This window comes from Micavibrio aeruginosavorus EPB, assembly GCF_000348745.1.
In the GTDB taxonomy this organism is placed as follows: domain Bacteria; phylum Pseudomonadota; class Alphaproteobacteria; order Micavibrionales; family Micavibrionaceae; genus Micavibrio; species Micavibrio aeruginosavorus_A.
Map to the genome: position 1 here is coordinate 272,475 of NC_020812.1, position 25,067 is coordinate 297,541.

Below are 25,067 nucleotides of genomic sequence, written 5' to 3' on the forward strand. Positions count from 1 at the left end.
ATGTCTATTTGCTTAGCATGGCCGGGGGGCATGCGCATTAAAAAATCTGTGGTGCGGCGCGAAAAATCCCGGGATTTTGGCGGGGTTGAGGGGGCGGGGGATAAGGGGGCCAAAGATTGTGCCAAAGATTTTGACAGCCCGGGAAAACCTCCCTACAACCAAGGGGTAACCATAATCATAAGAATAAAAGAGCAGGCAAGGGAGCCCACAGCCAATGGCCGATTACCCATTCGACACATCCGTGAATAACCGTTTCTTCTTCGCCGCCACGGGCATGGACCCGGAGGCTGTGACCAAGATCGTGCGCAACGGTCTGGCCAAGGCCGATGGCGGGGAATTGTATTTGCAACGGACGCAGGGCAAGTCGATTTCATGGTCTGACGGAAAACTGCAATCCAACAGCTCCTCTATGGATCAGGGATTCGGGTTCCGGTATATCGCCGGTGATGCGGTGGCCTATGCCCATTCGAACAATCTGAGCGAAAAAAGCATCGCCAATGCCGCGCGCACCACGCGCGATATTCGCAACCATGCGGATATGATGGGCAAAATTGCCCTGCCCGGCCATGGTGCCAATCGCATTTACACCGGTGAAAGCCCGCTGGCCGATATGGAAGAGGCGGCGCAGATCCAATTGCTGGGTGAAATTGATGCCTATGTACGCGCGTCGGATTCCCGCATCGTCGATGTGTCGGCGGCCATTTCCACCAGCTGGGATATTGTCACCATTATTCGTCAGGACGGCACCCGTCTGGACGATTTGCGCCCGATGAGCAGCCTGAACATCTCGGTTGTGGCCGAGGAAAATGGCCGTCGCGAAACCGGCCGGGGCAGCCTGTCCAGCCGGACGATCCTGACCCGTATGTTCAATACGAAATCCTGGCACGATGTGGCCGACAAGGCGATCAAACAGGCGCAAACCAACCTGCGCGCCATTGCCGCGCCGTCGGGCGATATGCCGGTGATTGTGGCCAATGGCTGGGGCGGCGTGTTGCTGCACGAAGCCGTCGGGCATGGTTTGGAAGGCGATGCCGCACGCAAGGGCTCGACCGTGTTCAAAACCAGCATGATCGGTCAGAAGGTCGCCGCCGATTGCGTGACCATCGTGGATCAGGGCGATTTCGCCGAAGCGCGCGGATCATTGTCGTTCGATGATGAGGGTGTGCCGACGCAACGCAACGTGCTGATCGAAAACGGCATCCTGCGCGGCTATATGCAGGATACAATCAATGCCCGCCTGATGGGCGTGGCCCCGACCGGGAATGGTCGTCGCGAAAGCTATGAACACGCGCCGATCCCGCGCATGACCACCACCTATATGGAAGGTGGGCAATACACGCTGGATGAAATGATTGAATCGGTGGATCGCGGTATCTACGCCGTCGATTTCTCCGGCGGTCAGGTCGATACGGTTAGCGGCAGCTACGTTTTCGCCTCCACCGAAGCCTATCTGATCGAAAACGGCAAAATCGTTGCCCCGGTCAAGGGCGTCATTCTGGAGGGCAACGGCCCGAAATCCATGGGACTGGTGGAAATGGTCGGCAACGACATGGAAATCGCCCAGAGCGGGTCATGCGGTAAAGACGGCCAGTCGGTTCCGGTCGGTATCGGCCAGCCTTCGGTGAAGCTGCGCGGCATCCGCGTCGGTGGGACCGAGCCGTCATAAGCCTGAATGGATATGAACAATAAAAAACCCCGCCATCATCTGGCGGGGTTTTTATTTCGTTTGTGTGATCGGCTTTACGCGATCGTCATGCCGTCCACGCGCAGTGTCGGGGCGGACACTTTGCGTTTGAATCGGTCCAGATCGTCGGCGGCGACCATGTGCTTGAACATCTCGCGCAAATTTCCGGCGATGGGCACGTTGGATACGGCGAAGGCGATTTTGCCATCACGGATCCAGAAGCCCTGGGCCGCACGGCTGTAATCGCCGTTGATCAGGTTGATGCCCTGACCCATCAGTCCCGTGACATACAGCCCGTCTTTAATATCGGCAAACATGTCGGCCAGTGTCATGCCCGGCTCGATGGTCAGATTGGATGCGCCGCCCGTCGGGGTCACGCCGAAATGGCGGGAATCTTTCAGGCCCATGAACACGCCGCGCAGAACGCCATTTTCAACCAGCGTGCGGTGCTGGGTCGCCATGCTCAGGCTGTTATACATTTTCGACCCCAGCCCGCGTTTAAGATGCGGGTTGTCGATGATGGTAATGCCGGGTGCAAATAATTGCGTGCCAACTTCGTCCAGATTCATGAAGGTGCGCTTGTAACGCAAGACGTTCCCCTGAACCGCGGATGCAAAATGGCCCAGCAGCCCGGCGGCCATGTCGGGTGCGAATAAAACCGGGTAACGGCCTGACAGGCCTTTCTGCGGGTTCAGTGCCGCGGCGGCCTTTTCGCCGGCGTTGCGGCCAATCATGGCGGCATCGGGCAGGTCGCTGCCGTGAATGGCGACGCCGTAATCATAATCACGTTCCATCGCGCCGTTTTCCTCGGCAATCACGACGGCGCTCATCGAATGCACGGTGCCGCGGTTTGTGAAAATCACGCCATCGGTATCCAGCGATACGAATGTGCTTTTGTGCCACGACGCGGTGCCGCCCTCGGAGTTGGTGATTTTTGCAACGCCCATTGCGGCGCTTTCGGCATTCCGGGCACGGTCCAGCATGTCGCCAGCGGAAGGAATACGCGGATCATACAGGTCCAAACGGTCATTGTGGCGGATTTTGGCCATCATGTCCGGGTCCAGCGGCCGGCGTTCCGGATCTTTCTGGGCCAGCTTGATCGCGGCGTGCATGGATTCAATCGCGGTGTCAATGTCGTCCGGGTTCAGGCTGGCCAGGCTGGTTGTGGCGGTCTGATCGCCAATCCAGGCTTGCATGGATACGCCCATGGATTCCGATGTTTCCATCTTTTCGATCTGACCCATGCGCACGCCCACTTCGCGGGCCTCGGATACGCCATAGCTGGCTTCGGCATGATCCACGCCGTCGATCTTTTTGATCTTGTCCAGAATACGCGCCAGCGTATCGGTCATCTCGGTCATTTGTTTGGTGGTTTTCATTCTGGGCTCCCAGTTGTTCGTCTGGCGCGGTTCATGGACCCGCGCGGCATCATTGTTTTTCGTGTTTTTTGATGGTTTAGGCGTAGCACGCCCGCCCCCTTATGTCAAAATTTAGGGGGCGGTTATGCACGATGAAATTATATTTAAAAACAACGCGTTAAGGATTCGGGGCGCGGAGTTTGTCTGGGGCCGGGGTGTTGGGCCGGGTGATTGTATATTGGCTGTTGCGGCGCAAATGGTCGATGGCGCAAAGCAATGTTTTATCCGGCTCGCCGGTGAACAGGCGCAAATCGTCATTGGCGACCTGGGTGTTAAAATCATCGCGGACGCGGCATGTCTGGCTGGCCTTACGAGAGGCGATTTTGTCGGCATCGGGGTTTTTGATCATGCGGTCTTTGTCGCGTTCATGTTCTTTCAGTCTGGCTTCGACCCCGTCGACCAAAATGTCGGGCATGATACCGTACCCTTGCAAAAATGCACCAGAGGGCAGGCGATACAACGCCGTTGTGATGCGGATTGCATCATCGCGGTTCTTGTCAAAACGGCTGAGATAAATCGGGCTTTGCACCGATCCCTTGCCATAGGATTGCGTGCCGACAATGGTGGCGCGTTTATGATCCTGCAAGGCACCGGACAGAATTTCGGCGGCAGATGCGGTCGCATCGTTGACCAGAACGGCCAGCGGTGCCCCATTCAGGATATCACCGCGCGTAATTTTCTCATCATAGCTGAATTTTTTATTTTCAACGGTGACTGAAACGCCAGTTTCAGAGTCGATAAAATTATTGGCCAGGCGTGCGGCCAGTGTAACCCGTCCACCGGGGTTGTTGCGTAAATCCAGAACAAATCCACGCAACGGGGTGCCGTTATGCGCCTGTTTCATTTCACGAATGGCATCGTTGATGGTGTTGAATGATGACAGGTCGCTGAAATTGCGCAGGCGGATATATCCAATATCGTTATCAATCACGTTGTAACGGACGGAGGAGAATGTCACGACACTGCGTTTCAGGGTCATTGTTTTTTCTTCCGTTTCGCCCCTCGGTATGATGCTCAGCGTCACGGGGGTTCCTACTTCGCCCAGGATCATTTCTGCGGCTTCGTAGAATTTTCCGGCAACGCTTGTGTTCTCAACTTTGGTGATAATGTCGCCGCGCTTTATGCCAGCGGCTTTGGCTGGCCCGTCATCGGCCGTGTCTTCGATCACCAAGCCACCAATGCGGTTATCGTTTTGATAAATTATGCCGATACCCTTCAATGTGCTTTTGCCGATAATGGATTCGCGCACTTCTTCGGGTGTGACGTAATAATCATGCGGGCTGACGCGGGACAGGGCGCCAGTAATGGCGTCGACAATGATTTTTTCGTGTTCATCCTTGAAAATGCCTTCGCCATCAATCATGGCTTTGATCTGTGCGTCACTGCTGTTTGCAAAGTCGGGGCCGCGCATTTCGCGCACGTGGTCGATCGCGCCGCGGATCATGTCGTCAATTTGTGGATTGGCGAAAGATTCTCTTGCCACGTCATCCAGCAATCTGTTCATCAAATCATATTTGAAATAGCGCGTCGGCACAGGTTCGGCGGGCGCGGTATTTTGCGCGTTTGAAACGGGTTCTGTCGTTTCAACGGAAACGCACCCCGTGCCCAGGACACAGGAGGACGCCAAAAAAAGAGCGCAAAGCTTTTTCGCTGTGGAAGTCATTCTATGCGATATCCCTGTTTTTATTCTCGTTTTTTGTTTTGTTAGGCATGACGGTAGGGCAGGGGGGCGAACCCTGTCAAGAAAACGATCCTCAAAAAAGCAAATCCCCGGCCAAAGCCAGGGATTTGCTTCGCTGTTTCAGTCATCCCCCAAGCCACGAAGAGGGGCGTCAGGGTGTGGGGGCCGGATAGGGTCCCGGTTGGGCCGAGGGCAGCGGGATCGTGCGTGTATGGGTTTCCGTGCGGCGCAGATGGTCCAGCGCACAGAGCAGAATGCGGTCCGGCTGGCCACGATAATCGCGGAAGTCGGGTTTCAGGCTGGGCGCGGTCACCGTGTTTTTCAGTAGGCAATGCGCGCCGGATCGTCGCAGCGGTTGTCCCGTGCCGTTCGGATTGGCCAGCACATTGTCCAGATCGCGTTCATGGTCCTGTAATAACGGTGTGACATCTTCGACCAGAATGTCGGGCGTGATGCCAATATTCTGGATCGACGCCCCAGAGGGCAGGTAATACATGGCGGATGTCACCTTCATCGCGTCATGCCGATCCGGCCAGATGCGCCCCAGTGAAATGCGCGTTTGTACCGATCCCTTGCCATAGGATTGAATGCCAAAGACCGTGGCGCGTTGATGGTCCTGCAACGATCCGGATACGATTTCGGCGGCGGAGGCCGACCCATCATCAATCAGGACGCTCAGCGGTTTGCCGTCAAGCATATCGCCGGGGTGCGTTTTTTCGCTGTAGGTGTAATTGCGGGCGCGCACTTCGACGCTGGGGGCGCCCGCTTTGTCGACGAAGGCATCGACCAGCATACGGGCTTCCTGCACCAACCCGCCGGGATTACCGCGCAGGTCCAGGATATAACCCTTCACACGGTCCGCGCCGATTGATTGCTCCAAGGCGGCCATGGCGTTGACCACCGCCCCGGCCGATCCGCGCGATGAAAAATCGCGCAAACGGACATAGCCGATATCGCCAATCGCTTTGGCCGCTGTGGGGGTGTATCGGTATGTATCGCGCGTAATTGTGATGTTCTGCGGGGTGTCTTCACCCATACGGCGAATGGTCATGGTGACGGGCGTGCCCTTGTCCCCGACAATCAGGGCGCGGGCCTCCTTTGTTTTTAATCCGGCGACGGGTTTTCCATCAACCGCGGTGACGATGTCACCGATATGCAGGCCGGATTTAAAGGCCGGGCCGTGATCAACCATATCAAAAATCACCAATCCGCCCGCCTTGTCATCCATTTCGAATGAAATGCCGATGCCTGTGACCTTGGGGCTGCCGCGCCAGAGTTGCTCGACCTCCTCTGCGGTCATATAGGCATCATGCGGGCTGAGAATTTTGGCCAGGCCCTTGACGCCGCCCACAATGATTTTTTCGCGCGTTGCGGCGTCTGTGTGCGTGGCGTTAATCAAGGTGCGGATTTGCTGGTCGGTCTGTGTTTGATACGCATCGCCAAGCGCGGCGCGCACGCCATCAACAACACCAGCGGCCATGCTGGCCTGATCCCGCCCGACAACGGAATAATATGCGGTGGTTTTCAACAATTCATTGAAGGGCTCGTATGCAAAGGGGGGCGCTTCGGCGCTGATATTTTGCGGGGCTTGTTCCGCGGGGGCGTTGGGCTGGGTGCTGCATCCGGCGGCGGACAGGCCCAGCGTTGCGGCAAAGAAATCCAGCGAAAGGGTTTTGGCCCGGATGCGCATGTCAGTAATCCCTGTTGGTCGTTTTTAAATTTTTGTTTCTCCGACCCTAGGACGCTTCGGCAAAAACTGTCAAGAAATGCTGGCCCTCAATATGAGGGCCAGCGGTCTTCTGTTGCTATATCAGTGTATTGCCGGTTATACGCCGGGCTGGGGGGCTGGCGGAACCGGTGTGGTTGTCGTCTGTTTGGGTGTTCCCCGGATATGGTCCAGTGCGCAGAGCAGGGCCTTGTCCACGGTCTTGGTGGAGATGCGGGCATCGGCAATGACGGTGGCGGGTGTGACATTGTCGTTGATAGCGCAAGTGGATTGGGGTTGGACCGCAGGCGTTGTGCCTTCGGGGTTGTCCAGTGTGTTTTCCAAATCCCGTTCATGTTCGGGGAAAACGTCTTCAACGCCCTCGACCAAGATGTCCGGCATGATGCCAACGCCTTGAATGGACGTCCCGGACGGCAGGTGGTACAGGGCATTGGTAAATTTGATGGCGTCTTTGCGGTCGGGGAATTTCACGCTCAACGGCAGGACGATTTGGACCGACCCCTTGCCAAAGCTTTGCGTGCCGATGATGGTGGCGCGACCAAAATCTTTCAATGCCCCGGCCAGAATTTCCGATGCCGAGGCCGAGCCGTCATTGATCAACACGACCAGTTTCTTACCATTCAGCATATCGCCCGGTGTGGCGTTAAACGTCTCGGCAATATGACCGCCGCGTTTACGAACGGTCAGGATGGGATCCGTGGAATCGACGAACATATCGACCAGCGTGGCGGCCTGTTCCAGCAGACCCCCGGTGTTGGAGCGCAGGTCGATGATATAGCCCGCAGGATTATGCTTCGCGGCCTGTGTCAGGGCGGTCTGGATTTTCTTCGGGCTGTCATCGTGCAGGAAATCACGCAGCGCGACGTAGGACACATCCCCGATCATCTTGCTGGATACAGATGGAATCGTGAACGGGGCGCGCGTAATGGTGAAATCCAGATCCTGATCATCGCGGCGGACGCGGATGGACACTGTCGTATCGGCGGGACCGCCGATTGATTCATATAGAGTTTTAAAATTATTTTTGGTCAGTGTTTCGCCGTTGATGGCGATGATCTGGTCGTCTGCCTGTAATCCGGCTTTGTGTGCGCCGCCACCCTTGATGGCCTCGATGATGCGGATACTGCCAATATCCTTTTCCACGCTGACAATCACACCGACCCCGGTTTTGGGTTTTTCATTCCCTTTGAGAACATCCAGTTGCTCGGGTGTCAGGTAGGAATCGTGCGGGCTGAGCGTTTTCAGCATGCCGTCGATGGCGCCCTTGCTTAATTGGTCCGGGTCCACGTCATGCACGGATTGGGCTTGAAGAACCCCCCGGATCGTCATGTAGAGGTCAATGATCGTCATCTCGCTCATGGTCATGGGGATCATGAAGACGGGCTCGGATTGCGGGCCGATATCCGGGGATTCGGCGATGATTTTCGGGGCGGTTTCGGCCTCTTCCGGGGGCGGCGCGGCGATGGGGGCAGGGGCTACCGGAGTTTCTGTCGCAGTTGCCGCGGGTGTGGCCGTGTCTGTGTCCATGGTCGGGCGCTCGGCGTTGGCGTCCTTAACCGTGGCGCAGCCAAAAACGCCAGCACCCAGTGCCACCGCCAGAAATGCGGAGCGCAAAATTTTCGAATTCAATGTCATTGGTCTGGTCCTGTTCGGTTCAGTTACGGCTTCGGTTGTTGAACCGGCGTAATCGTTGCGTTTTTCGATGCCGTGCCCGTTGTGCTGTTCAGGTGCTTGATGGCACACAGCAAGGCTTTGTCGACATCGTCGCGACCCCAGCGATAATCGCGGCCCAGTGTTTTCCACGTCACACCGTCCTTGATGGTGCAGGTGTGGGTTTGGGTGCGTTTTTGTTCGGTATCGCCGTTCGGGTTGTCGACGTTGTTGGCCAAATCGCGTTCGTGTTTGATGTTCGATTCATCAATGCCCTCGACCAGAATGTCCGGGGTGATGCCGATATTTTGTATCGACCGGCCCGTGGGCAAATGGTACAGCGCGTTCGTGATTTTGATACCGTCTTCGCGGCCCGGAATAAACCGACCGAATGGCATGATGGCCTGGGCGGAGCCCTTGCCGAAGGATGGGGTGCCGATCAATGTGGCGCGGTTGAAATCCTGCAACGCGCCGGCGACGATTTCGGATGCCGATGCCGACCCGCCATTGATCAGAACGACCATGTTTTTGCCGTTCAGCATGTCGCCCTGTTCGGCGGTCCAGGCATGTTTGACCACGCCGTTTGCGCCGCGGATATCGACGATCGGCATGTCTTGCGGGTCCACGAACAGATCGGTGATTTCCGCGGCCATGTCCAATCGGCCACCGCCATTATAGCGCAGGTCGAGAATGTAACCGTTGACGGGCTTGGCCCCGGCTTTGGCTTCCAGCTTTTTGAAGGCATCGGCGACCTGTGTATCGACATCCCCTTCCATAAAGCTGGCCAGGCGGACATAGGCGATGTCACCGATCAATTTGGCGTCCACAGGTTTCAAAACCACTTCGTCACGGATGATGGTCAAGCTTTGCGGTTTGCCGTCGCGTTCAAAATCCAGCGTGACGGGCGTGCCTTTTTCCCCACGGATCAGGTCGATGGCTTTGGTGATATCCATGTCCAGGATGGATTGGCCGTTGATGTGGGTAATCGCATCACCAATTTGCAGGCCTGTTTTTTCCGCCGGGCCACCTTCGACCAGGCTTTGAACGACGATCCGGCCCTTATCTTTTTCTTTTTCCAGCCCGGCGCCGATCCCCTTCAGGGTTTCGGGTTTGCCGCTCATATATCCCTTCATGTCTTCTGCGGTGATATAGGCGTCATGCGGGGTCAGCGTTTTCAGCATGCCGTCAACCGCGCCCTGCAACATTTTGTCGCGGTCGCGGGCTTGCGGCATAACGGAATTGTCTTCGGCCAGGCGGCGGGCAATCCCGTACACCATGATGCGCTCATATTCTTCGCGGCTGCCCATGTCGATCGTATAAGGAGAGAGGGCGCGCGGTTTGACGTCCGTGGTCACCGGGTCAGAGGCCTTCGGTGCGTCGGCTACGGTGTCGTTGGTCGTGGCGCAGCCGCTTAAACCCAGGCCGATGGCCGTGGTCAGAAAAAGGGCGGACAGGTTCTTGGATGGCAGGCGCATAATATGTATCCCTGTTTAAAGTTATTCTTTTTTTGTTTGAAGGGCCTGATCCTAGGACTCGTGTGGCGCTTCTGTCAAATCATTTGTCCCCCTGATTCGGGGCATAAAAAAACACCCCCGAAACGGGGGTGTTTTTCTTTAATTTCAATCGGTTGACCGCTTATTTCACCGTCGGCTGAACCTCGAACTGGTGGAACGGCGGCGGGGAGGACAGGGTCCATTCGAAGGTCATGCTCTGCGGACCGTTGTTCCAGTAGTTGTCGCCAACGCGGCGGCCAAAGAACAGGGTGTAGAACACGATGAACACGAACAGGATCGTCGACGCCCCGGCCAGATAGGCACCCAGCGATGACACATAGTTCCACAAATGGAACCCGTAATCCTGTGTCATGATCCACTGGATCTTCTCAATCGGGTTGACGAAGAAGCCTTGCAGGTGTTCCGGCGGCAGCGGAGCCTGGTAGTCCACGTAACGGCGCGGCATACCGGCCAGACCCAGGAAGTGCTGCGGGAAGAACACCAGGTTCACGCCGATAAAGGTCATGAAGAAGTGCAGCTTGCCCAGGAACTCCGGATACTGACGGCCAGACATTTTGCCGATCCAGTAGTAGAAGCCGGCGAACAGCGCGAACACAGCACCCAGCGACAGCACGTAGTGGAAGTGGGCCACGACGTAGTACGTGTCGTGCAACGCCAGATCCATACCGCCGTTGGCCAGAACCACGCCCGTCACACCGCCAACGGTGAACAGGAAGATGAAGCCAATCGCCCACAGCATCGGGGTTTTGAATTCAATCGACCCGCCCCACATGGTGGCGATCCAGGAGAAGATTTTGATCCCCGTCGGAACGGCGATGATCAGCGTTGCGGCCGTGAAGTATGCACGGGTGTCAACATCCATACCCACCGCGAACATGTGGTGCGCCCAGACGATGAAACCAACGGCACCAATCGCCACCATCGCGTACGCCATGCCCAGATAACCGAACACCGGTTTCTTGGAGAAGGTCGAGATGATGTGGGAGATGATACCGAAGGCCGGCAAAATCATGATGTACACTTCCGGGTGACCGAAGAACCAGAACAAGTGCTGGAACAGGATCGGGTCGCCGCCGCCTTCCGGTTTGAAGAAGGAGGTACCGAAGTTACGGTCGGTCAGCAGCATGGTGATGGCGCCACCCAGAACCGGCAGGGACAGGACCAGCAGGAAGGCCGTGACCAGCATCGCCCAGACAAACAACGGCATTTTGTGCAGGGTCATGCCCGGCGCACGCATGTTGAAGATCGTGGTGATGAAGTTGGCCGCCCCCAGAATGGATGACGCACCGGCCAGGTGAAGGGCGAAAATCGCCATATCCACCGACATATCCGGGTGCCCCAGCGTGGATGACAGCGGCGGATACACCGTCCAGCCCGTTCCCGCACCAACACCGATCAGGGTGGAGCAGGCCAGCAGCAGGAAAGCCGGAACCATCAGCCAGAACGAAATGTTGTTCAACCGGGGGAACGCCATATCCGGCGCGCCGATCAACAACGGAACGAACCAGTTGCCGAACCCGCCAATCAAGCCAGGCATAACAACGAAGAACACCATGATCAGGCCGTGTGCCGTGATCCAGACGTTCCACATCTGGCCATCAGCCGCCAGCTGCAGGCCCGGATCTTGCAATTCGGCCCGCATCATCATCGAGAAGAAGCCGCCGATCAGGCCAGCCACGATCGAGAAGATGATGTACAGCGTTCCGATATCCTTGTGGTTCGTTGAACAGAACCACCGGGTAAAGAAACCAGGTTTATGATCATGAGCATGATCATCATGGTGTGTTGTATGAGCGTTCATGGTTACGCGTTCCTTTTGGTCTTTTTAAGAAAAACGGTTGTTATTCAGCGGATTCGGCGTCTGCGCCCGCGTCTTTTGCGGGGGCTTCAATGCCTTGGTCAGCCTGTTGACGGGCAATCCATGCGGCGAAATCTTCCTTGCTGACAGCATGGATTTCAATCGGCATGAACGCGTGGTTGATGCCACACAGTTCCGAGCACTGACCGTAGTAAACGCCCGGCTTTTCAATGCGCATCCAGGTTTCGTTGATACGGCCCGGAACGGCGTCGATCTTGATACCGAAGTTCGGCATGGCGAAGCTGTGGATCACGTCCTGTGCGGTGACCAGAACCTGAATGGTGGTGTCAACCGGAACCACGACCGGGTTGTCGGTGGACAGCAGGCGAACCTGGCCCTTGGCCGGGTCAATCTCGTCATCCTTCAGCATGTTCGCGGTCAGCGCCACGCCACCCTGATCCGGGTATTCATAGCCCCAATACCACTGGTAACCCGTGACTTTCAGCGTCATTTCCGGCTCTTTCGCGCGATCAACGTAGTAGAGCAGTTTGAATGACGGTACGGCGATGATGATCAGGATGATCACCGGCACCAACGTCCAGATAATTTCCAGCATCACGTTATGCGTCGTGGTGGACGGCGTCGGGTTGGCCTTCGCATTGAAGCGAACCATGACGAACACCAGCAGGGCCGTCACGAACAACACGATCCCGGTGATGACGATCATCAGCAGGTGGTGGAAATTATGAATTTCCGTTGCCGACGGCGTAACCGCGGGCAGCATACCAAGTTGCGTCGGATGAGCCAGATTGTCAGCCGCCATCGCAACAGACGGCAGAATCAAAACCAGAGCGGACAGGAAAAGGGATAAGAGAGTTGTAATGCGCATGGATAAGAGCTTCATGTTACAGGATCGGGAGTGTGATATTTTTCAGCACAAACAGCGCCTTAATCACGCCTTTCTGATACACGGAAAGGGGTGGTCAGCGCAAGGGGGAAGCGCAAAAACCTGTTGCGTTATGGTAATATAAGGGGCTGGATAAAGGGCTGGCGGGGCAGCGCGGAATTAACCGTGGCGGGCCGGTTGAAAGACAGCCGCAGCCACAGCGGTGACCAAGGACGGCAGGGCGCGTGCTTTAAATTCCATAACATTGTAGGTGTCAAGCTGCACTGGGCGGGCCAGGGCGCGTTTCAACCCGGCCCGGCTGTTGGTGGCATAAGCCCGGGCTTCATCCGCAACATTGTCGATCACCGACGGGATGTGGAGCAGGGATGGAATATCCATCCGGCGCAAATCCGCTGCGGCCTTGCCAAATCCGGGGATCAGACGGCGGATCATGTCTTCGGCCTGGTCCAGGGTTAGGGAATAGACATAAATATTGTCGCGTGAGCGGGTCAGGCGGCGCATCACGTCGTCCTGCCATATGTCAAAACAAACGGCCAGCGTGTTGCGCACGAACACCAGATCGCGGCGGACCGGGTCGACGATGTCCTTTTGCCCGCGGCTGTCCAGAACGCTGTCCAATGTGCGGACGGCGTTGCCAAGATGGGTCAGGGAATCCAACGGATTGTACACAGACAAAGTCGGTTCAGACTTTACAGCGGCAAACGCACGCGCTTCTACGGACATGATCACACCCATCGGTTCGGTTTTGTCTGCGCCTTCTTGATGGGCGGTTCAGGGGCCAAATGGATACCCGATTCGCCCCGCCCCCGGCAACGGGGCATGGCGAAGTTGTGCACCGGAAGTTTGGGATAGAAAGGGTGGTGTTATGGTTTTAATTCGATCAGGCTGTTCAAGGCCGGGCCGGTCGTGCCCCATATATAAAGTTTGGCGTCGGTAACTTCCGGCGTGCCGAAATACATTTGCGGCAGGATCAGGGTCCATGTGCCCTTCGTCTCCTCCCCCAGAAAGGCGGATGTCGATACGACCAGGCGCATGCCACGCGGGTCGGCCAGGCTGGGCCGGTCCCAAGCAGCCAGCAATTTCACTTCCGTCCCCGACGGGGAAATCAGCGAAACGTCTTCGGGCAGGCCGTTTTGATAAATTTCATACGGCGAAGTGGTTTGCGGCGTCACACGAAATTCAAAGATGGTTTGCAAGGTGGCGGCACTGTCCGGCACATGCATGCTGACGCGGCGGGCGTTGCGTTGAAAATCAAAACGAATATTTTTATCACCGCTATGGCGGACCAGTGTCGGTGTAATGTGCTGGCCATTGTTGCGCAGATGGCGCAGAAGGTTCTCGTGCCTGTCCGGGTCGTATATGCCGAACCCGGTCAACGTGCTGTGACGTAATCCACGCGCGTTGCGGACCATGGATTGTTTCAGATATGCACCATCCTGCCCCGGATCGGTGATCAAATCATCCTGCGATGCGGACAGCAAAGCGGTTGCGCGTATATCCTGATCCGTTGCCATGGGGAACCGGCTGCGCAATGTGGCGATATGGGCCGCGACGTTTGGGGATACGAACGATGTGCCGCGAATGTCGCAATTTAATTTTCCGGCATCCGGGTGGGCGGTAAAAACTTCGTGGATCAGGGCCCATTGAAGCTTGGTCCCCTCCTTCTCGCCCGTGGTCATGGTGGCGCGGAAATCATCAATCTCGCGCTGGGTCATGTAATAGGCATTGCAAAAACCCTGTTTGTACCCGGTGGGATACACAATGTCCGGCGCGTTTTCGGATGTATAGCAGGTGACGGCGTTATCCGGCGTTACGGCCCCGGTGAATAACGCGCTGTCCGCGTAGGAATAGGCGCTGACCATCTGGCGGCGCAGGGCATCGTAATTGCGTTCTTCCGGACAGAGTTTGTTGCCGGCATTCCCGGCGGCGATAACCGGGTTGATGTCGGCTTTCATCCATAAGGATAAAAACTGCTCGGCCTCCGGGCGCGGTGTTTTGTCGAATGGGGATGGGGTGCTGGAGATGGATACGACCTTGTAACGCAACAGGTGATCCTTGCCCTCAATCCCGTCATAGGCATCTTCGTCGATCAGCGGAATAACGGAGGCGTGGTGCCCGTTTTTTTCAATCCGCCATTTAAAAATGCCCCGCGCCGATGCGGCGTGATGGGTGAACATCCGGTCTTTCGTCAGAAACCGCGTGGCGGGTTCAATATGGGCGACGGGAACAATCGGAATGGATGAATAATCCGGCTGAACCACATGATTGAAACAAGCGGTCAGTGTTGTTCCCAGTGTCGCACAGCCAATGGCGCGCAGAAGGGCGGACGGACGGGCCATGGTTTACGGCCCCTTTGGCAGGAAAGTGTTTAACGTCGCACGATCCGTACCCCAGATATAAAGGGCGGCATCGCCAATTTTCGGCGTCAGAAATTCGCCGCGCGGCAAGCGTAGCGTCCATGTGCCTTTGGTACCCTCCCCCAGAAAAGCGGGGGCGGCGATGGCCATACGGTATCCGTCGACATCGCTTAACGACAGCGGTTCCGTCGCCACCGGCAGGCGGATGGCCGTCCCCGCAGGGGAGACCAACGTGGCATGGGTGGGTAATCCCTGTTCCAGAATATCGTCTTTGGACGTGGAATGGGGTGTTAATCGAAATTCGACAATTGTGCGAACGGCGGCCGCCGCATCATCAACATGGAATGTGATGGTGCGATCCGCATTGTCCGGTTCGTTCACCGCGCCCTTGGTGGCGTGTATGAAACGTGACGGTAAATGTTTGTTTTCGCGGGTGAGGCGTTCGAGCAATTGTTCGTGTTTTTCCGGATCATACACGCCAAAGCCGCTGACCATATTGTAATGCAGGCCGATGGCGTTGGTGGCCGATTGGGCGCGGAAATAATGCGCATCCTGATCCGTGCCGATGCGGATTGTGTCCTGTGATGATGAAAGAAGGGCGGTGACGTAAGTATCCGTATCCGTGGCCTGTGGGAATTTGGTGCGCAGGGTGGTCAGGTGGCCGTTGACATTCGGTGCGGAAAACGACGTGCCTTCGATGTTGCAAACCTGTTTCCCGGCATCGGGGTGGGCCCGGAACAATCGGTCGCCCATCATCCGTTCACGCGGTGTCATGGTGCTGTATCGCACGGTTTTGCGCATGGCGTCGATTTCGTCCTGGTTCATGTAATAATCATTACAGAACCCCTGAGCATAGCCCTGCGGATACAAAAGATCCGGCGCGTTTTCCGATGAATAGCAGGAAATGGTGCCATCCAGCTCGACCGCGCCAACCTTCATAAAACTGTCGGCGAAGGTGTAGGGCGTAATCCGTTGCCAGAATAACAAACGCCATTCATCGACCGTCTGTTTTTTGCCGGTGCAAACATAATTGCCCATGTTGCCGGTGGCCGCGATGGTCAATGTATCGCTGGCGGACCAGATCGGGGCCAGTGTCGCCGCATCCGGCGTGCGCAAATCGGGGTCGGGAATGGCGCTGGTCGATAGAATTTTGAAGGTCTGGATGTACGGGCTTTTTTCAATGCCGTGATAGGATTCGTCATCAATCATCGGCGGAATAGCCGCGTCGGAAAACCCATTCAGCCGGATGCGCCATGCCACGATGTCGCGGGCCGATTGGCCATGATGGTGGAAAAACCGATAATCGCGCACCAGCCGCGTCATCGCCTCGATATGGGCGGATGGCACGGTCATGTCTGTGACCATTGCGGGGGCCATTGCGGGCCATGCTGTCACCGCCGCCACGGCGGCAAAGATGGATGAAAGTTTTTTCACTAAACCAGTCCCTGTTTGACCCGGGTCTCTTTATAAGCCGGACCCGGACGCAGGGGACGTTAGGGCAAAGGGGCGGGGGAAGGCAAGCCTTCAGGGCAAAATTATCGCCCGCGCCATAGGGATAAGCCATAAAGCGCGGCTGTTTCGCTGCGCAAAATGCTGGAGCCCAGCGATACGGGGGTAAAGGGTGCGGTTTTGCGCAAGATTGTTGCTTCCTCTGCCGTGAACCCGCCCTCTGGCCCGATCAGGATGGCGAAGCTGCTGCGGTTGCTCAGAAGGGTTTGCAGGTCCGGCGTATCGCCCTGCCGTTCCAGCGCGGCGAAAATCGGGGTGTCATCGGACCAGATCCCCGGCACGCGGTCCAGCGCGATCAGCGGGTGCAGGGTGGGTATATCCATCCGTTCGCATTGCTCGCTGGCTTCGATCATCTGCGCGCGCAGCCGTTCATCATTCACATCGCGCACTTCGGTGTTGCGGGTCAGGACGGGGTGCAGGTCGGTGACGCCCAGCTCGACCGCCTTTTCAATCAGCATATCCATGCGCGCCTTCTTGATCGGGGCGAAGAACAGATGGGCCGGGGCCGGGGCAGGCGTTTGCGGGATCAGAAGGTCCGCAATATGCAACGCGCCATCGCGTTTGCCGATGGAATGAAATGTTGATGCCCATTCGCCATCGCGGCCATTGAACACGCGGACGCAATCACCATCCTTGCGGCGCATCACGGTTTTAAAATAATGCGTTTGATCCGGCGACAGCGGCGCCTCCGCCCCAGCGGTCAGCGCGGCATCCAGAAATAAACGCGGCCATTTTTTGAAATCGGTTGTCATGAATGGGATATCACCATGAAAATCGGGTGGTTGTCTATCGGTGGTTGACATATTTCTCGGGAATTGGTTTCTAATCCGCATTCGTTAAAAAATTTGGGGCAAACCATGACCAAACGATCCATCCAAGCCATGCGTGAATACCGGACCGCCTTTATCACCGTGCTGGGGCATCTGGATGCGGAGGGGGTGCCGTATGACAAGGCCCCGCGCCTGTTGGGCATCACGAAACGCGAATTTAACAAATGTGCGTTGGCCGCCGCCGCGGCGACATGGGACCGGGTTGTGGATGATCTGGCCGTTATGGACAAAAGCCATGATCCGTTTTTGATTGCCGCGTTGGTAACCAATATGGGGAACGTGCACGAGGTGCTGGCCCGTTTCGGCGGTGACATGCAATCCGATGCCGGGTTTGCGCCGTTGAAGGTGAAGAAACAGGCATTTGAAAATTACGGCTATGATGTTGTGATGATGGCGTTGACATGGGTTGAATCGCGCGGCGCGCAGATGGCGACCAGATTTGGACCGTGGGATTTTGTTGGTGTTCTGGATAAATGTATGCAGTGCGCTGGCTTGGATCCGGCCAATGAACAACTTTATAAGGACACCGGGTTTGAATCGCGGGCGCATTTCGAAAAAACCTATGCCGATTGCGTTGAAAAGGCGCAGCGCGTAAAACTGGAAACCATTTGCCCAACCCACCATCACCCATCCTGAGACACCTATGACCCACACCGATATTCGTCACCAAGGCTGGATCGCATATCTTCCGGGATTTGTGCGCCCCTATGCCTTGTTGATGCGTCTGGACCGGCCGATCGGGACGTGGCTGCTGCTGCTGCCCGGCTGGTGGGCGATTGTGCTGGCGGCGGGTGGCGTGCCCGCCATGAATCCCTATGACTGGAAATTGATCGCGTTGTTCGCTATCGGCGCGATTGTGATGCGCGGGGCGGGGTGTGTGATCAATGATCTGTGGGATCGAAAGCTGGATGCACAGGTGGAGCGCACGGCGGTGCGCCCGCTGGCGTCCGGTGCGGTGTCGGTTCCGGCGGCGTGTGTGTTGCTGGGGGCGTTGCTCGGCATCGGATTGATGATCCTGCTGGAACTGAACATCACGGCCATTTTGCTGGGGGTGTTGTCCGTGGCGTTTATTGTTGTTTACCCGGCGATGAAGCGGATTACATGGTGGCCGCAGGCTTTTTTGGGCCTGACCTTTAATTTCGGTGCGCTGATGGGCTGGGCCGCCGTGACGGGGGCGGTGGATATGGCGGCGCTGTATCTCTACGCCGCCGGGTTTTTCTGGACGTTGGGGTACGATACGATTTACGCCCATCAGGACAAAGAAGACGATGCCCGCATCGGGATCAAATCCACCGCGTTGTTTCTGGGTGAAAAAAGCCGCATCTGGATTGCCGGGTTTTATACGCTGACCCTGATCCTGCTGGCGCTGGCCATTGGATCGGTGTGGGGGATTGTGACGCTTATTCCTGCTGCGATGCACCTGGCATGGCAGGTGAAGGCATGGGATATGAATGACCCGGCCAGCAGTTTGAAATTCTTCCGCTCCAACCGCGATTTCGGGTTGCTGGTTCTGGCCGCGGTGGGGTTGGCGACGCTCCTCTAACTCTTCACAAACTGTTCGGCGTGTGCGATCCTTGTAAAAAATACAGGGAGAACAAACGTGACCAGCCAGATTTACGCCCCATCATCCGATATTTACCGCCTGTCCGATGCGTTTCGCGCCCGGGTCGAGGCGGTGTCGATGCAGGCCCACCGTGTGTTGAACGTCGACGTCATCCGCCAGAATGCCCAAGACGGCAACGTCATGCAGACGCTGTCGTGGCAGGGGTTTGATCGCCTCGATCTGGGGGTCGAGGACATTATGCTGGCCCGGGCTATTTTGGAACATCCGCCGCTGGCCCCGGTGTTGATGCCGTATTTTTCCGATCCGTTTGAATTGCCGCCTGTGGCTCTGCGCGTGCGTGAATTGTTCGACATGGCCAGCCTGGCCCCTGTGCCGGGCCGGGATGAAATTGATGATCTGATCGCCGATACCGACCGGGCGCTGGATGATTGCGCGACGATGATGAAAACATTGCCGAAATCGGCTGTTGTCGGTGGGTTCATGTCCCGCGATATCGCGGGGCGGGCCGCCATGATCGACCGGGCCCCGGCCCTGCGGCACTATGCCTGTTTGAAGGATCGCGTGCGTGACTGGGTTTTAAACCCGCTCAAGGCCGCTCTGCTGGGACAGGATGGAACCGTCCGTGAACAGGATATGGGCCCCGTCCACTCCATCCGCATTTCCAGCCGTGCGGTCACATCGCGCGACGAATTGATGGAGGCCCGCGCCATCGTCGCCACCATGCGTGGTGAAAGCAACCGGGTTGGGTTGATGACGCCGAAGGTATAAAATTATACGAAGGACGCTGGTGCTTTGGGGCTAAAAATCAATAGAGAGAGATTTTTTCCAGGGGAGATTTATATTTTTCTTTTCTGGTATTTTCTTTGGATATTGAAAGAGGCTTTTTTCTTTTGGAGCTCTTATGCGCATCATCCCGTTTATAATCCGCTCTTCTTGCTTTTGTACCTGTCATTTTTGAGCGCGATAATTAAGGCTACGCCGGTTGTTCTTAGTTACACTGTCTGTGTGAGATTCATTCGTGTGCCTACTATATGGGTTGCGGTACTTTTTGCGATTTTTTGCGCAGATTTTTATTTATCGATGTCTCGTGCGGAGAGCATAAATCTAACCTCGCGGCGAGGAGGTTTTGTTTTGTATGATGGTGGAGAGATAACCAGTTTTGGAATTTTGATATTAATGCTCAATCCAACGATTTTTATATGCTTCTATGCGTTTTATAAAGCAGTCAGAGGCTGGAAGTTGAAAAAAGAAAACCCCGCTCTTTAGCGGGGTTTTCTTTCTCTGTTTCTGTTTTAATCCACGGCGCTGGCCAGATGGCTGAGGCGTTGTTCCGCGATCATCAGGCGGGGGATGTCCACTGCGCCGCCTTGTTGCAGCATGGCCAGCAGCGGCGTGATTTGCTCGGCCTTGTCCGCGTGGTGCGCCAGCCATTGTTGCAGCAACGAATCCTTTGCCCCCTTCTTCGCGGCGGATTTCACCGAGTCTTTCAGGATGCGTAACGTGATCGCGGCCTGCACACTGAACAGTCGTTCGATCAATCCGCCACGGGCTTCGTGGGTCCAGCGGTCACGCACTTCGATTTCATCCGCGCGTTGGCGCAGCCAGTCGATGTGGAAATGCTCGCCAGCCTCGAAATAGGCTTTCGCGGTCTGGATCGGATCGGTTTTACCATCCAGCGTGATGCGGATGATGTCACATGCCGAATCCAGAACCGGGATCATGGCAATGTTGCGGGCCAATGATGCCGGAACGCCGGAGGCCTTCAGGGTTTCCATCCGCGCCTTCATAGTGTCCAGCATGGTGGGGGTGGCGACATTTTCCACCGCATCACGCAGGGCTTTAATCCGCGGGGTAAAGCTGGCGATGTCCGCGTCGATATTCGGGCGACGACCCAGACGGGTCAGCATCCATGTCACGGAGTGATCGGCCATGTACGCCAGATCGGCCAGCATGCTGGTCTGGATATCGGCTGGAACCTTGTTGTCCAGCGCTTCAATCGCATCCCACATGTCGCGCAGGCCAAAAATCTCCCGCACGATAATGTACGACCGCGCCACATCGGCGGCGGATGCGCTGGTCGAATCCGTTTTGGATTTGACAAACGTCGCCCCCAATCGGTTGACCACACCATTGGCAATCGCCGTCGCGACAATTTCGCGTTTCAGGCGATGCTTGCTGATCTCGGCGTCAAATTTTTTCCGCAAAGCGGGCGGGAAGTAATCCGACAGCCAGATATGCGTGGCTTTTTCATCCGGGACATCCGAATCCAGCAATTCCCGCGTAAACATAATTTTTGCGTAGGATTGCAGGGTGCAGAGTTCCGGGCGCAACAGGCCCATGCCGGTGGAGCGACGGCGTTCGATTTCCTCCTCATCCGGCAGATGTTCCAGCGCGCGGTTCAGCCCATGGTCGCGTTCCAGATCGCGGATAAATTGCACATCCGTCGTAAACGTATCGGATGCGCGATGGACCATCAGGCTGATGCCCTGCGTTTGCTGGTAATTATTGCGCAGGACCAGATTGGCCACATCATCCGTCATGCTGGCCAGCAATGTATTCCGCTTGGCCAGGGTCATCTTGTTGGATTCGTCGTGCATCACGGCGGTCATCAAAATCTTGATGTTCACCTCAACGTCCGACGAATTGACGCCGCCGGAATTGTCGATGAAATCCGCGTTCAGGCGCACGCCACGGCGGGCCAGATCGTTCCGGGCGGCTTGCGTGACGCCCAAATTGGCCCCTTCGCCAATCACACGGGCGCGAATGTCGGATGTGTTGACGCGCAAGGAATCGTTGGCCTTGTCGCCCACATCGGCGTGGGTTTCGTGCGGGGCCTTTACATACGTGCCAATCCCGCCGAACCAGAGCAGATCGACCTGTTTCTTCAGCATGGCGCGGATCAGGTCCGGGGGTGAGATTTCGCTTTTCTCAATCCCGTACTGGGCCATGATTTCCGGTGTCAGCTTCAGGCTCTTGTCCGCTCGGCTGTAAATACGACCACCTTTGGACAACAGCTTCTCATCATATCCATCCCATCCCTTGACGGCGTCGAACAGGCGTTTGCGTTCGGCAAAACTTTTCGCGATATCCGGGTTCGGGTCGCAGAAAATGTGAACATGGTTGAACGCGCCGATCAGGCGAATATGCGGGGACAGCAGCATGCCGTTGCCGAACACGTCGCCGCCCATATCGCCGACGCCGATCACGTCAAACGGGGTTTCCTGAATATTCTGGCCCAGTTCGCGGAAATGGCGTTTCACCGATTCCCATGCGCCACGGGCGGTGATGCCCATTTTCTTGTGGTCGTAACCGGCGGACCCGCCCGATGCGAACGCATCGCCCAACCAGAATCCGTATTCGGCGGACAGGCTGTTGGCCAGGTCGGAGAATGTGGCCGTGCCCTTGTCGGCGGCGGCGACGATATACGGGTCATCCCCATCACGGCGCACGACATCCTTGGGCGGAACGACCTTGTGTCCCTTCAAATTATCGGTGATATCCAGCATGCCGCGGATCAGCATTTTGTAGCATTCGATCCCCTCGGCCATAAACGCCTCGCGTCCGCCGGTGGTCGGCGGGTTCTTCACGACGAAGCCGCCCTTCGCACCCATTGGCACGATAATCGCGTTTTTCACCTGCTGGGCTTTCATCAGGCCCAGGACCTCGGTGCGGAAATCTTCCGGTCGGTCGGACCAGCGAATGCCACCGCGGGCAATGCGATCACCGCGCAGGTGAATTCCCTCCATCCGCACGGAATAAACGAAAATTTCGCGGAACGGTTTCGGGTCCGGCAGGTCGGCAATCTTGCCACTGTCCAGTTTGATGGACAGATACGGCTTCGGCTGGCCATCGGCACCCTTCTGGAAGAAGTTGGTGCGCAGGGTCGCGTTGATCATCGCGGTGAAGGACCGCAGGATTTTATCCTGATCCAGCGACTTCACGGCGTTCAGTTCTTTTTCAATCGCCTTGTTGATTTTGTCCAACGCGGCATCGCCTTCCTTCTGCCCGGTTTTGTTTTGGGCCGGGTTCAGGCGCGCCATGAACAAATCCACCAACGCGCGGGCAATCACCGGATAATCGGTCAGAGCCCGTTCAATAAAGCGGTTGGAATATGTCACGCCCGCCTGCCGCATATAACGGACATAGGTGCGCAGGATGGTCACTTCGCGCCAGTTCATGGCGGCGGAGAGAACCAGACGGTTCAAACTGTCATCTTCCGTTTCGCGGTTCCAGATGCGGATCAGCGCTTCTTCAAAAGGCGTGTTGATTTTATCAATCGCCATGGCTGTTCCGGTGGCTTCCATCTGGAAATCGTGAATCCAGATGGCGGTGTCGGTCCCGTGCGGGCGCACTTCGAACGGCAATTCCGCGATGACGCGCAAACCCATGTTTTCCAGCATCGGCAAAATGTCCGACAGGATCACCGGCTTGTCCGCGCGATAAAGCTTCAAACGCAGTTCGTTATCGGGCAAGCCGTGTGACCGGTACAGGTCGCGGGCCAAAATACCGGTCGACAACGCTTCCTCAATCTTGAAAACATCGTGGACGCAGCTTTTCGGTGTGTAGGTTTCGCGGTATGCACTGGGGAAAGCGCGACCATATTTCTCGGTCAAATGCGCGACTTCCGTATCTTCATGCAGTTTTTCGGCAAAGGCCACGTTCAGGCGTTCAGCCCAGGACCGGCCGGCTTCCTGCAATTCATGTTCAATCGCCAGGCGATCGAAATTGGGTTTTTTCTTCGGGTCAATGGTGATGACATACATCACGCGGGCCAACGGGGAATCGTCCAGGCTGGCGTAATAATCGTCGCATGTCCCGTTCAGGCGATCTTCCAGAATCGACTGCATACGCATACGCAACGTCGTGTCATACAATTCACGCGGCACATAAACCAGGCACGATACATAACGGCTGAACGTATCCAGACGGGTGTACAGGGCGATACGCTGGCGTTTCTGCAAACGCAGCATGGACAGGGCGTAATCATACAGCGTGTCCACATCGATCTGGAACAATTCGTCGCGCGGATATTTCTCCAGAATATGGGCCAGAGCCTTGTGGTTGTGGCTACCGCTGGCGAAATGGGACCGGTCGGTGACCATGTGGGTCTTGCGGCTCAAATACGGAATGTCACGGATGGACCGGGAATAGGTCACGGATGTGAACAATCCGACGAACAGCGCCTCACCCTTGATCTTGCCGCCCTTGTCATACAGGCGGACCATAATGGCATCCATGTTCACACGGCGGTGAACGGTGGATTTGCGGTGGATTTTGAAAACCAGCAACGGCTCGTCATTCTTATGCAGTTCGGCCAAATGCTGGGGCAGTGTTTCGCGCCCTTCCGGGAAAATGTTGGTTTTCACTTCGGTGCGCAACAGGCCCAGATGCGAACCCGGCACGGCCTTGGCGGTCATCTTGCCGTTTTTATCTTTGGCATACGCATATTCGCGATAACCGAGCAGGGTGAAATTATCCTTGTACAGATATTCCAGAAAGCCCTGATAATCCTCGACCGCGTCATCGGCGAAATGGGCCGGGGCGTGGCTCAATGCATTTTCGCAATCGCGCAGCTTGCTGCGCATCTTTTGCCAATCACCCGTGGCAAAGCGCGTATCGACCAGAATTTGCTCCAAACGCTCGTGCAGTGCCTTGATCTGCGCATCGCTTAACGTGCGATTCAGGTGAATATGGATGTGGGATTGGCCCTGTGTCGTATCGTCCGGCGTGGCGGATACGGATGTAACCTTGCCACTGGCGTTGCGGCGCACCTGAATCACCGGGTGAACCAGCAGGGTGATAATCTGCGCCTGGTGCGTGATTTCCGCGGTGACGGAATCAACCAGAAACGCCATGTCGTCGTTGACGATGTCGATCACGGTGCAACCGGGGGCCCAGCCGTCTTTCTTCATCGTCGGGTTGGTGATGCGGATATCCGGCTTGCCGGGTTTGCGCGCATTCATCATGTCGAAATGCAATTGCGCGGCCAAGATCATGTTTTTCGGGTCCATCATCTCCAGATCGTCTTTCGACGTGCGCTGGAACAGAACTTCGGTGAAGTCCTTCAACGCCTGCGGCGCCTTTGGCGGCAACGCATTGACAGCTTTGGTGATAAGGGGATGGAGTTTCGTTGGGGCAGGGGCTTTGGCCATAGTGTCACATACATCCATGATGCTGGTGAGGGGGGTACTCTAAATTACGCAGTCTATTCTGGCGGCAAACTAGGCCGAAATGCTGAATGCGGCAAGCCTGCACCCATGTTGCGCACGCACAGGCGGCATGCATCCCGTCAGGGGATCATGATGGATTATTTCTTTTATTTTTCAAGGTCTTGACATGGGTTTGTTTGGTGTGCGCCGCACAAGGCGTGAAAATTGACGGCTTATGGGAAAAGGCGTAGGTTAAACACCGTAATAAAAAGCCCGTTGA

The 25,067-nt window shown here is 56.4% G+C and carries 16 protein-coding genes; 4 read left to right on the forward strand and 12 right to left on the reverse strand.

Features of this window, described 5'->3' with window-relative positions; translation table 11 throughout:
- The first annotated feature begins 214 nt into the window (after positions 1–214).
- Positions 215–1,666 carry a TldD/PmbA family protein gene (locus A11S_RS01160; RefSeq protein ID WP_015466641.1) on the forward strand — a complete coding sequence of 484 codons (1,452 nt, stop codon included), beginning with the start codon at positions 215–217 and terminating at the stop codon, positions 1,664–1,666.
- Positions 1,667–1,740: 74 nt separating this feature from the next.
- Here A11S_RS01160 and A11S_RS01165 read toward each other — a convergent pair whose 3' ends face one another.
- The 11 genes from A11S_RS01165 to A11S_RS01215 form a co-directional block, all read right to left on the reverse strand.
- Positions 1,741–3,063: a TldD/PmbA family protein gene (locus tag A11S_RS01165; protein ID WP_015466642.1), complete on the reverse strand. Its 1,323-nt coding sequence runs from the start codon at positions 3,061–3,063 to the stop codon at positions 1,741–1,743.
- A gap of 157 nt (positions 3,064–3,220) precedes the next feature.
- Complete coding sequence (locus A11S_RS01170) at positions 3,221–4,765, reverse strand: S41 family peptidase (protein WP_015466643.1); 1,545 nt, start codon at positions 4,763–4,765, stop codon at positions 3,221–3,223.
- A gap of 169 nt (positions 4,766–4,934) precedes the next feature.
- Positions 4,935–6,473, reverse strand: coding sequence for a S41 family peptidase (locus A11S_RS01175; RefSeq protein WP_015466644.1), 1,539 nt, complete (start codon positions 6,471–6,473; stop codon positions 4,935–4,937).
- 135 nt (positions 6,474–6,608) lie between these two features.
- Positions 6,609–8,144: a S41 family peptidase gene (locus A11S_RS01180; RefSeq protein ID WP_015466645.1), complete on the reverse strand. Its 1,536-nt coding sequence runs from the start codon at positions 8,142–8,144 to the stop codon at positions 6,609–6,611.
- Between the two features lie 23 nt (positions 8,145–8,167).
- Complete coding sequence (locus tag A11S_RS01185; RefSeq protein ID WP_015466646.1) at positions 8,168–9,634, reverse strand: S41 family peptidase; 1,467 nt, start codon at positions 9,632–9,634, stop codon at positions 8,168–8,170.
- Between the two features lie 160 nt (positions 9,635–9,794).
- On the reverse strand, positions 9,795–11,474 hold the full coding sequence (gene ctaD, locus A11S_RS01190) for a cytochrome c oxidase subunit I (RefSeq protein WP_015466647.1): 1,680 nt from the start codon (positions 11,472–11,474) through the stop codon (positions 9,795–9,797).
- A 40-nt stretch (positions 11,475–11,514) separates the two neighbouring features.
- A complete protein-coding gene (gene coxB / locus A11S_RS01195; protein ID WP_015466648.1) occupies positions 11,515–12,360 on the reverse strand; it encodes a cytochrome c oxidase subunit II in 846 nt (281 codons plus the stop codon).
- 177 nt (positions 12,361–12,537) lie between these two features.
- A complete protein-coding gene (locus A11S_RS01200; RefSeq protein ID WP_235067903.1) occupies positions 12,538–13,101 on the reverse strand; it encodes a hypothetical protein in 564 nt (187 codons plus the stop codon).
- Positions 13,102–13,241: 140 nt separating this feature from the next.
- On the reverse strand, positions 13,242–14,717 hold the full coding sequence (locus tag A11S_RS01205; RefSeq protein ID WP_015466650.1) for a S8 family serine peptidase: 1,476 nt from the start codon (positions 14,715–14,717) through the stop codon (positions 13,242–13,244).
- Positions 14,718–14,720: 3 nt separating this feature from the next.
- Positions 14,721–16,169 (reverse strand): S8 family serine peptidase, encoded by a 1,449-nt coding sequence (locus tag A11S_RS01210; protein ID WP_015466651.1) that lies wholly within the window; start codon positions 16,167–16,169, stop codon positions 14,721–14,723.
- A gap of 101 nt (positions 16,170–16,270) precedes the next feature.
- On the reverse strand, positions 16,271–16,996 hold the full coding sequence (locus tag A11S_RS01215; protein WP_015466652.1) for a 16S rRNA (uracil(1498)-N(3))-methyltransferase: 726 nt from the start codon (positions 16,994–16,996) through the stop codon (positions 16,271–16,273).
- A gap of 105 nt (positions 16,997–17,101) precedes the next feature.
- Between A11S_RS01215 and A11S_RS01220 the strand changes: the two genes are divergently transcribed.
- The 3 genes from A11S_RS01220 to A11S_RS01230 are packed head-to-tail and all read left to right on the forward strand — an operon-like array spanning position 17,102 to position 19,406.
- Positions 17,102–17,710: a hypothetical protein gene (locus A11S_RS01220; protein WP_015466653.1), complete on the forward strand. Its 609-nt coding sequence runs from the start codon at positions 17,102–17,104 to the stop codon at positions 17,708–17,710.
- A gap of 7 nt (positions 17,711–17,717) precedes the next feature.
- Positions 17,718–18,617, forward strand: a complete 900-nt coding sequence (gene ubiA, locus A11S_RS01225; protein WP_015466654.1) for a 4-hydroxybenzoate octaprenyltransferase — start codon at positions 17,718–17,720, stop codon at positions 18,615–18,617.
- A 57-nt stretch (positions 18,618–18,674) separates the two neighbouring features.
- Positions 18,675–19,406 (forward strand): hypothetical protein, encoded by a 732-nt coding sequence (locus A11S_RS01230; protein ID WP_015466655.1) that lies wholly within the window; start codon positions 18,675–18,677, stop codon positions 19,404–19,406.
- Between the two features lie 524 nt (positions 19,407–19,930).
- Here A11S_RS01230 and A11S_RS01240 read toward each other — a convergent pair.
- Positions 19,931–24,790 (reverse strand): NAD-glutamate dehydrogenase, encoded by a 4,860-nt coding sequence (locus A11S_RS01240; protein ID WP_015466657.1) that lies wholly within the window; start codon positions 24,788–24,790, stop codon positions 19,931–19,933.
- Positions 24,791–25,067 lie beyond the last annotated feature (277 nt).

Coding starts and splice junctions, on each gene's coding strand:
- A11S_RS01160 (WP_015466641.1), top strand. CDS start 215: ATGGCCGATTACCCATTCGACACATCCGTGAATAACCGTTTCTTCTTC.
- A11S_RS01165 (WP_015466642.1), bottom strand. CDS start 3,063: ATGAAAACCACCAAACAAATGACCGAGATGACCGATACGCTGGCGCGT.
- A11S_RS01170 (WP_015466643.1), bottom strand. CDS start 4,765: ATGACTTCCACAGCGAAAAAGCTTTGCGCTCTTTTTTTGGCGTCCTCC.
- A11S_RS01175 (WP_015466644.1), bottom strand. CDS start 6,473: ATGCGCATCCGGGCCAAAACCCTTTCGCTGGATTTCTTTGCCGCAACG.
- A11S_RS01180 (WP_015466645.1), bottom strand. CDS start 8,144: ATGACATTGAATTCGAAAATTTTGCGCTCCGCATTTCTGGCGGTGGCA.
- A11S_RS01185 (WP_015466646.1), bottom strand. CDS start 9,634: ATGCGCCTGCCATCCAAGAACCTGTCCGCCCTTTTTCTGACCACGGCC.
- ctaD (WP_015466647.1), bottom strand. CDS start 11,474: ATGAACGCTCATACAACACACCATGATGATCATGCTCATGATCATAAA.
- coxB (WP_015466648.1), bottom strand. CDS start 12,360: ATGCGCATTACAACTCTCTTATCCCTTTTCCTGTCCGCTCTGGTTTTG.
- A11S_RS01200 (WP_235067903.1), bottom strand. CDS start 13,101: ATGTCCGTAGAAGCGCGTGCGTTTGCCGCTGTAAAGTCTGAACCGACT.
- A11S_RS01205 (WP_015466650.1), bottom strand. CDS start 14,717: ATGGCCCGTCCGTCCGCCCTTCTGCGCGCCATTGGCTGTGCGACACTG.
- A11S_RS01215 (WP_015466652.1), bottom strand. CDS start 16,996: ATGACAACCGATTTCAAAAAATGGCCGCGTTTATTTCTGGATGCCGCG.
- A11S_RS01220 (WP_015466653.1), top strand. CDS start 17,102: ATGACCAAACGATCCATCCAAGCCATGCGTGAATACCGGACCGCCTTT.
- ubiA (WP_015466654.1), top strand. CDS start 17,718: ATGACCCACACCGATATTCGTCACCAAGGCTGGATCGCATATCTTCCG.
- A11S_RS01240 (WP_015466657.1), bottom strand. CDS start 24,790: ATGGCCAAAGCCCCTGCCCCAACGAAACTCCATCCCCTTATCACCAAA.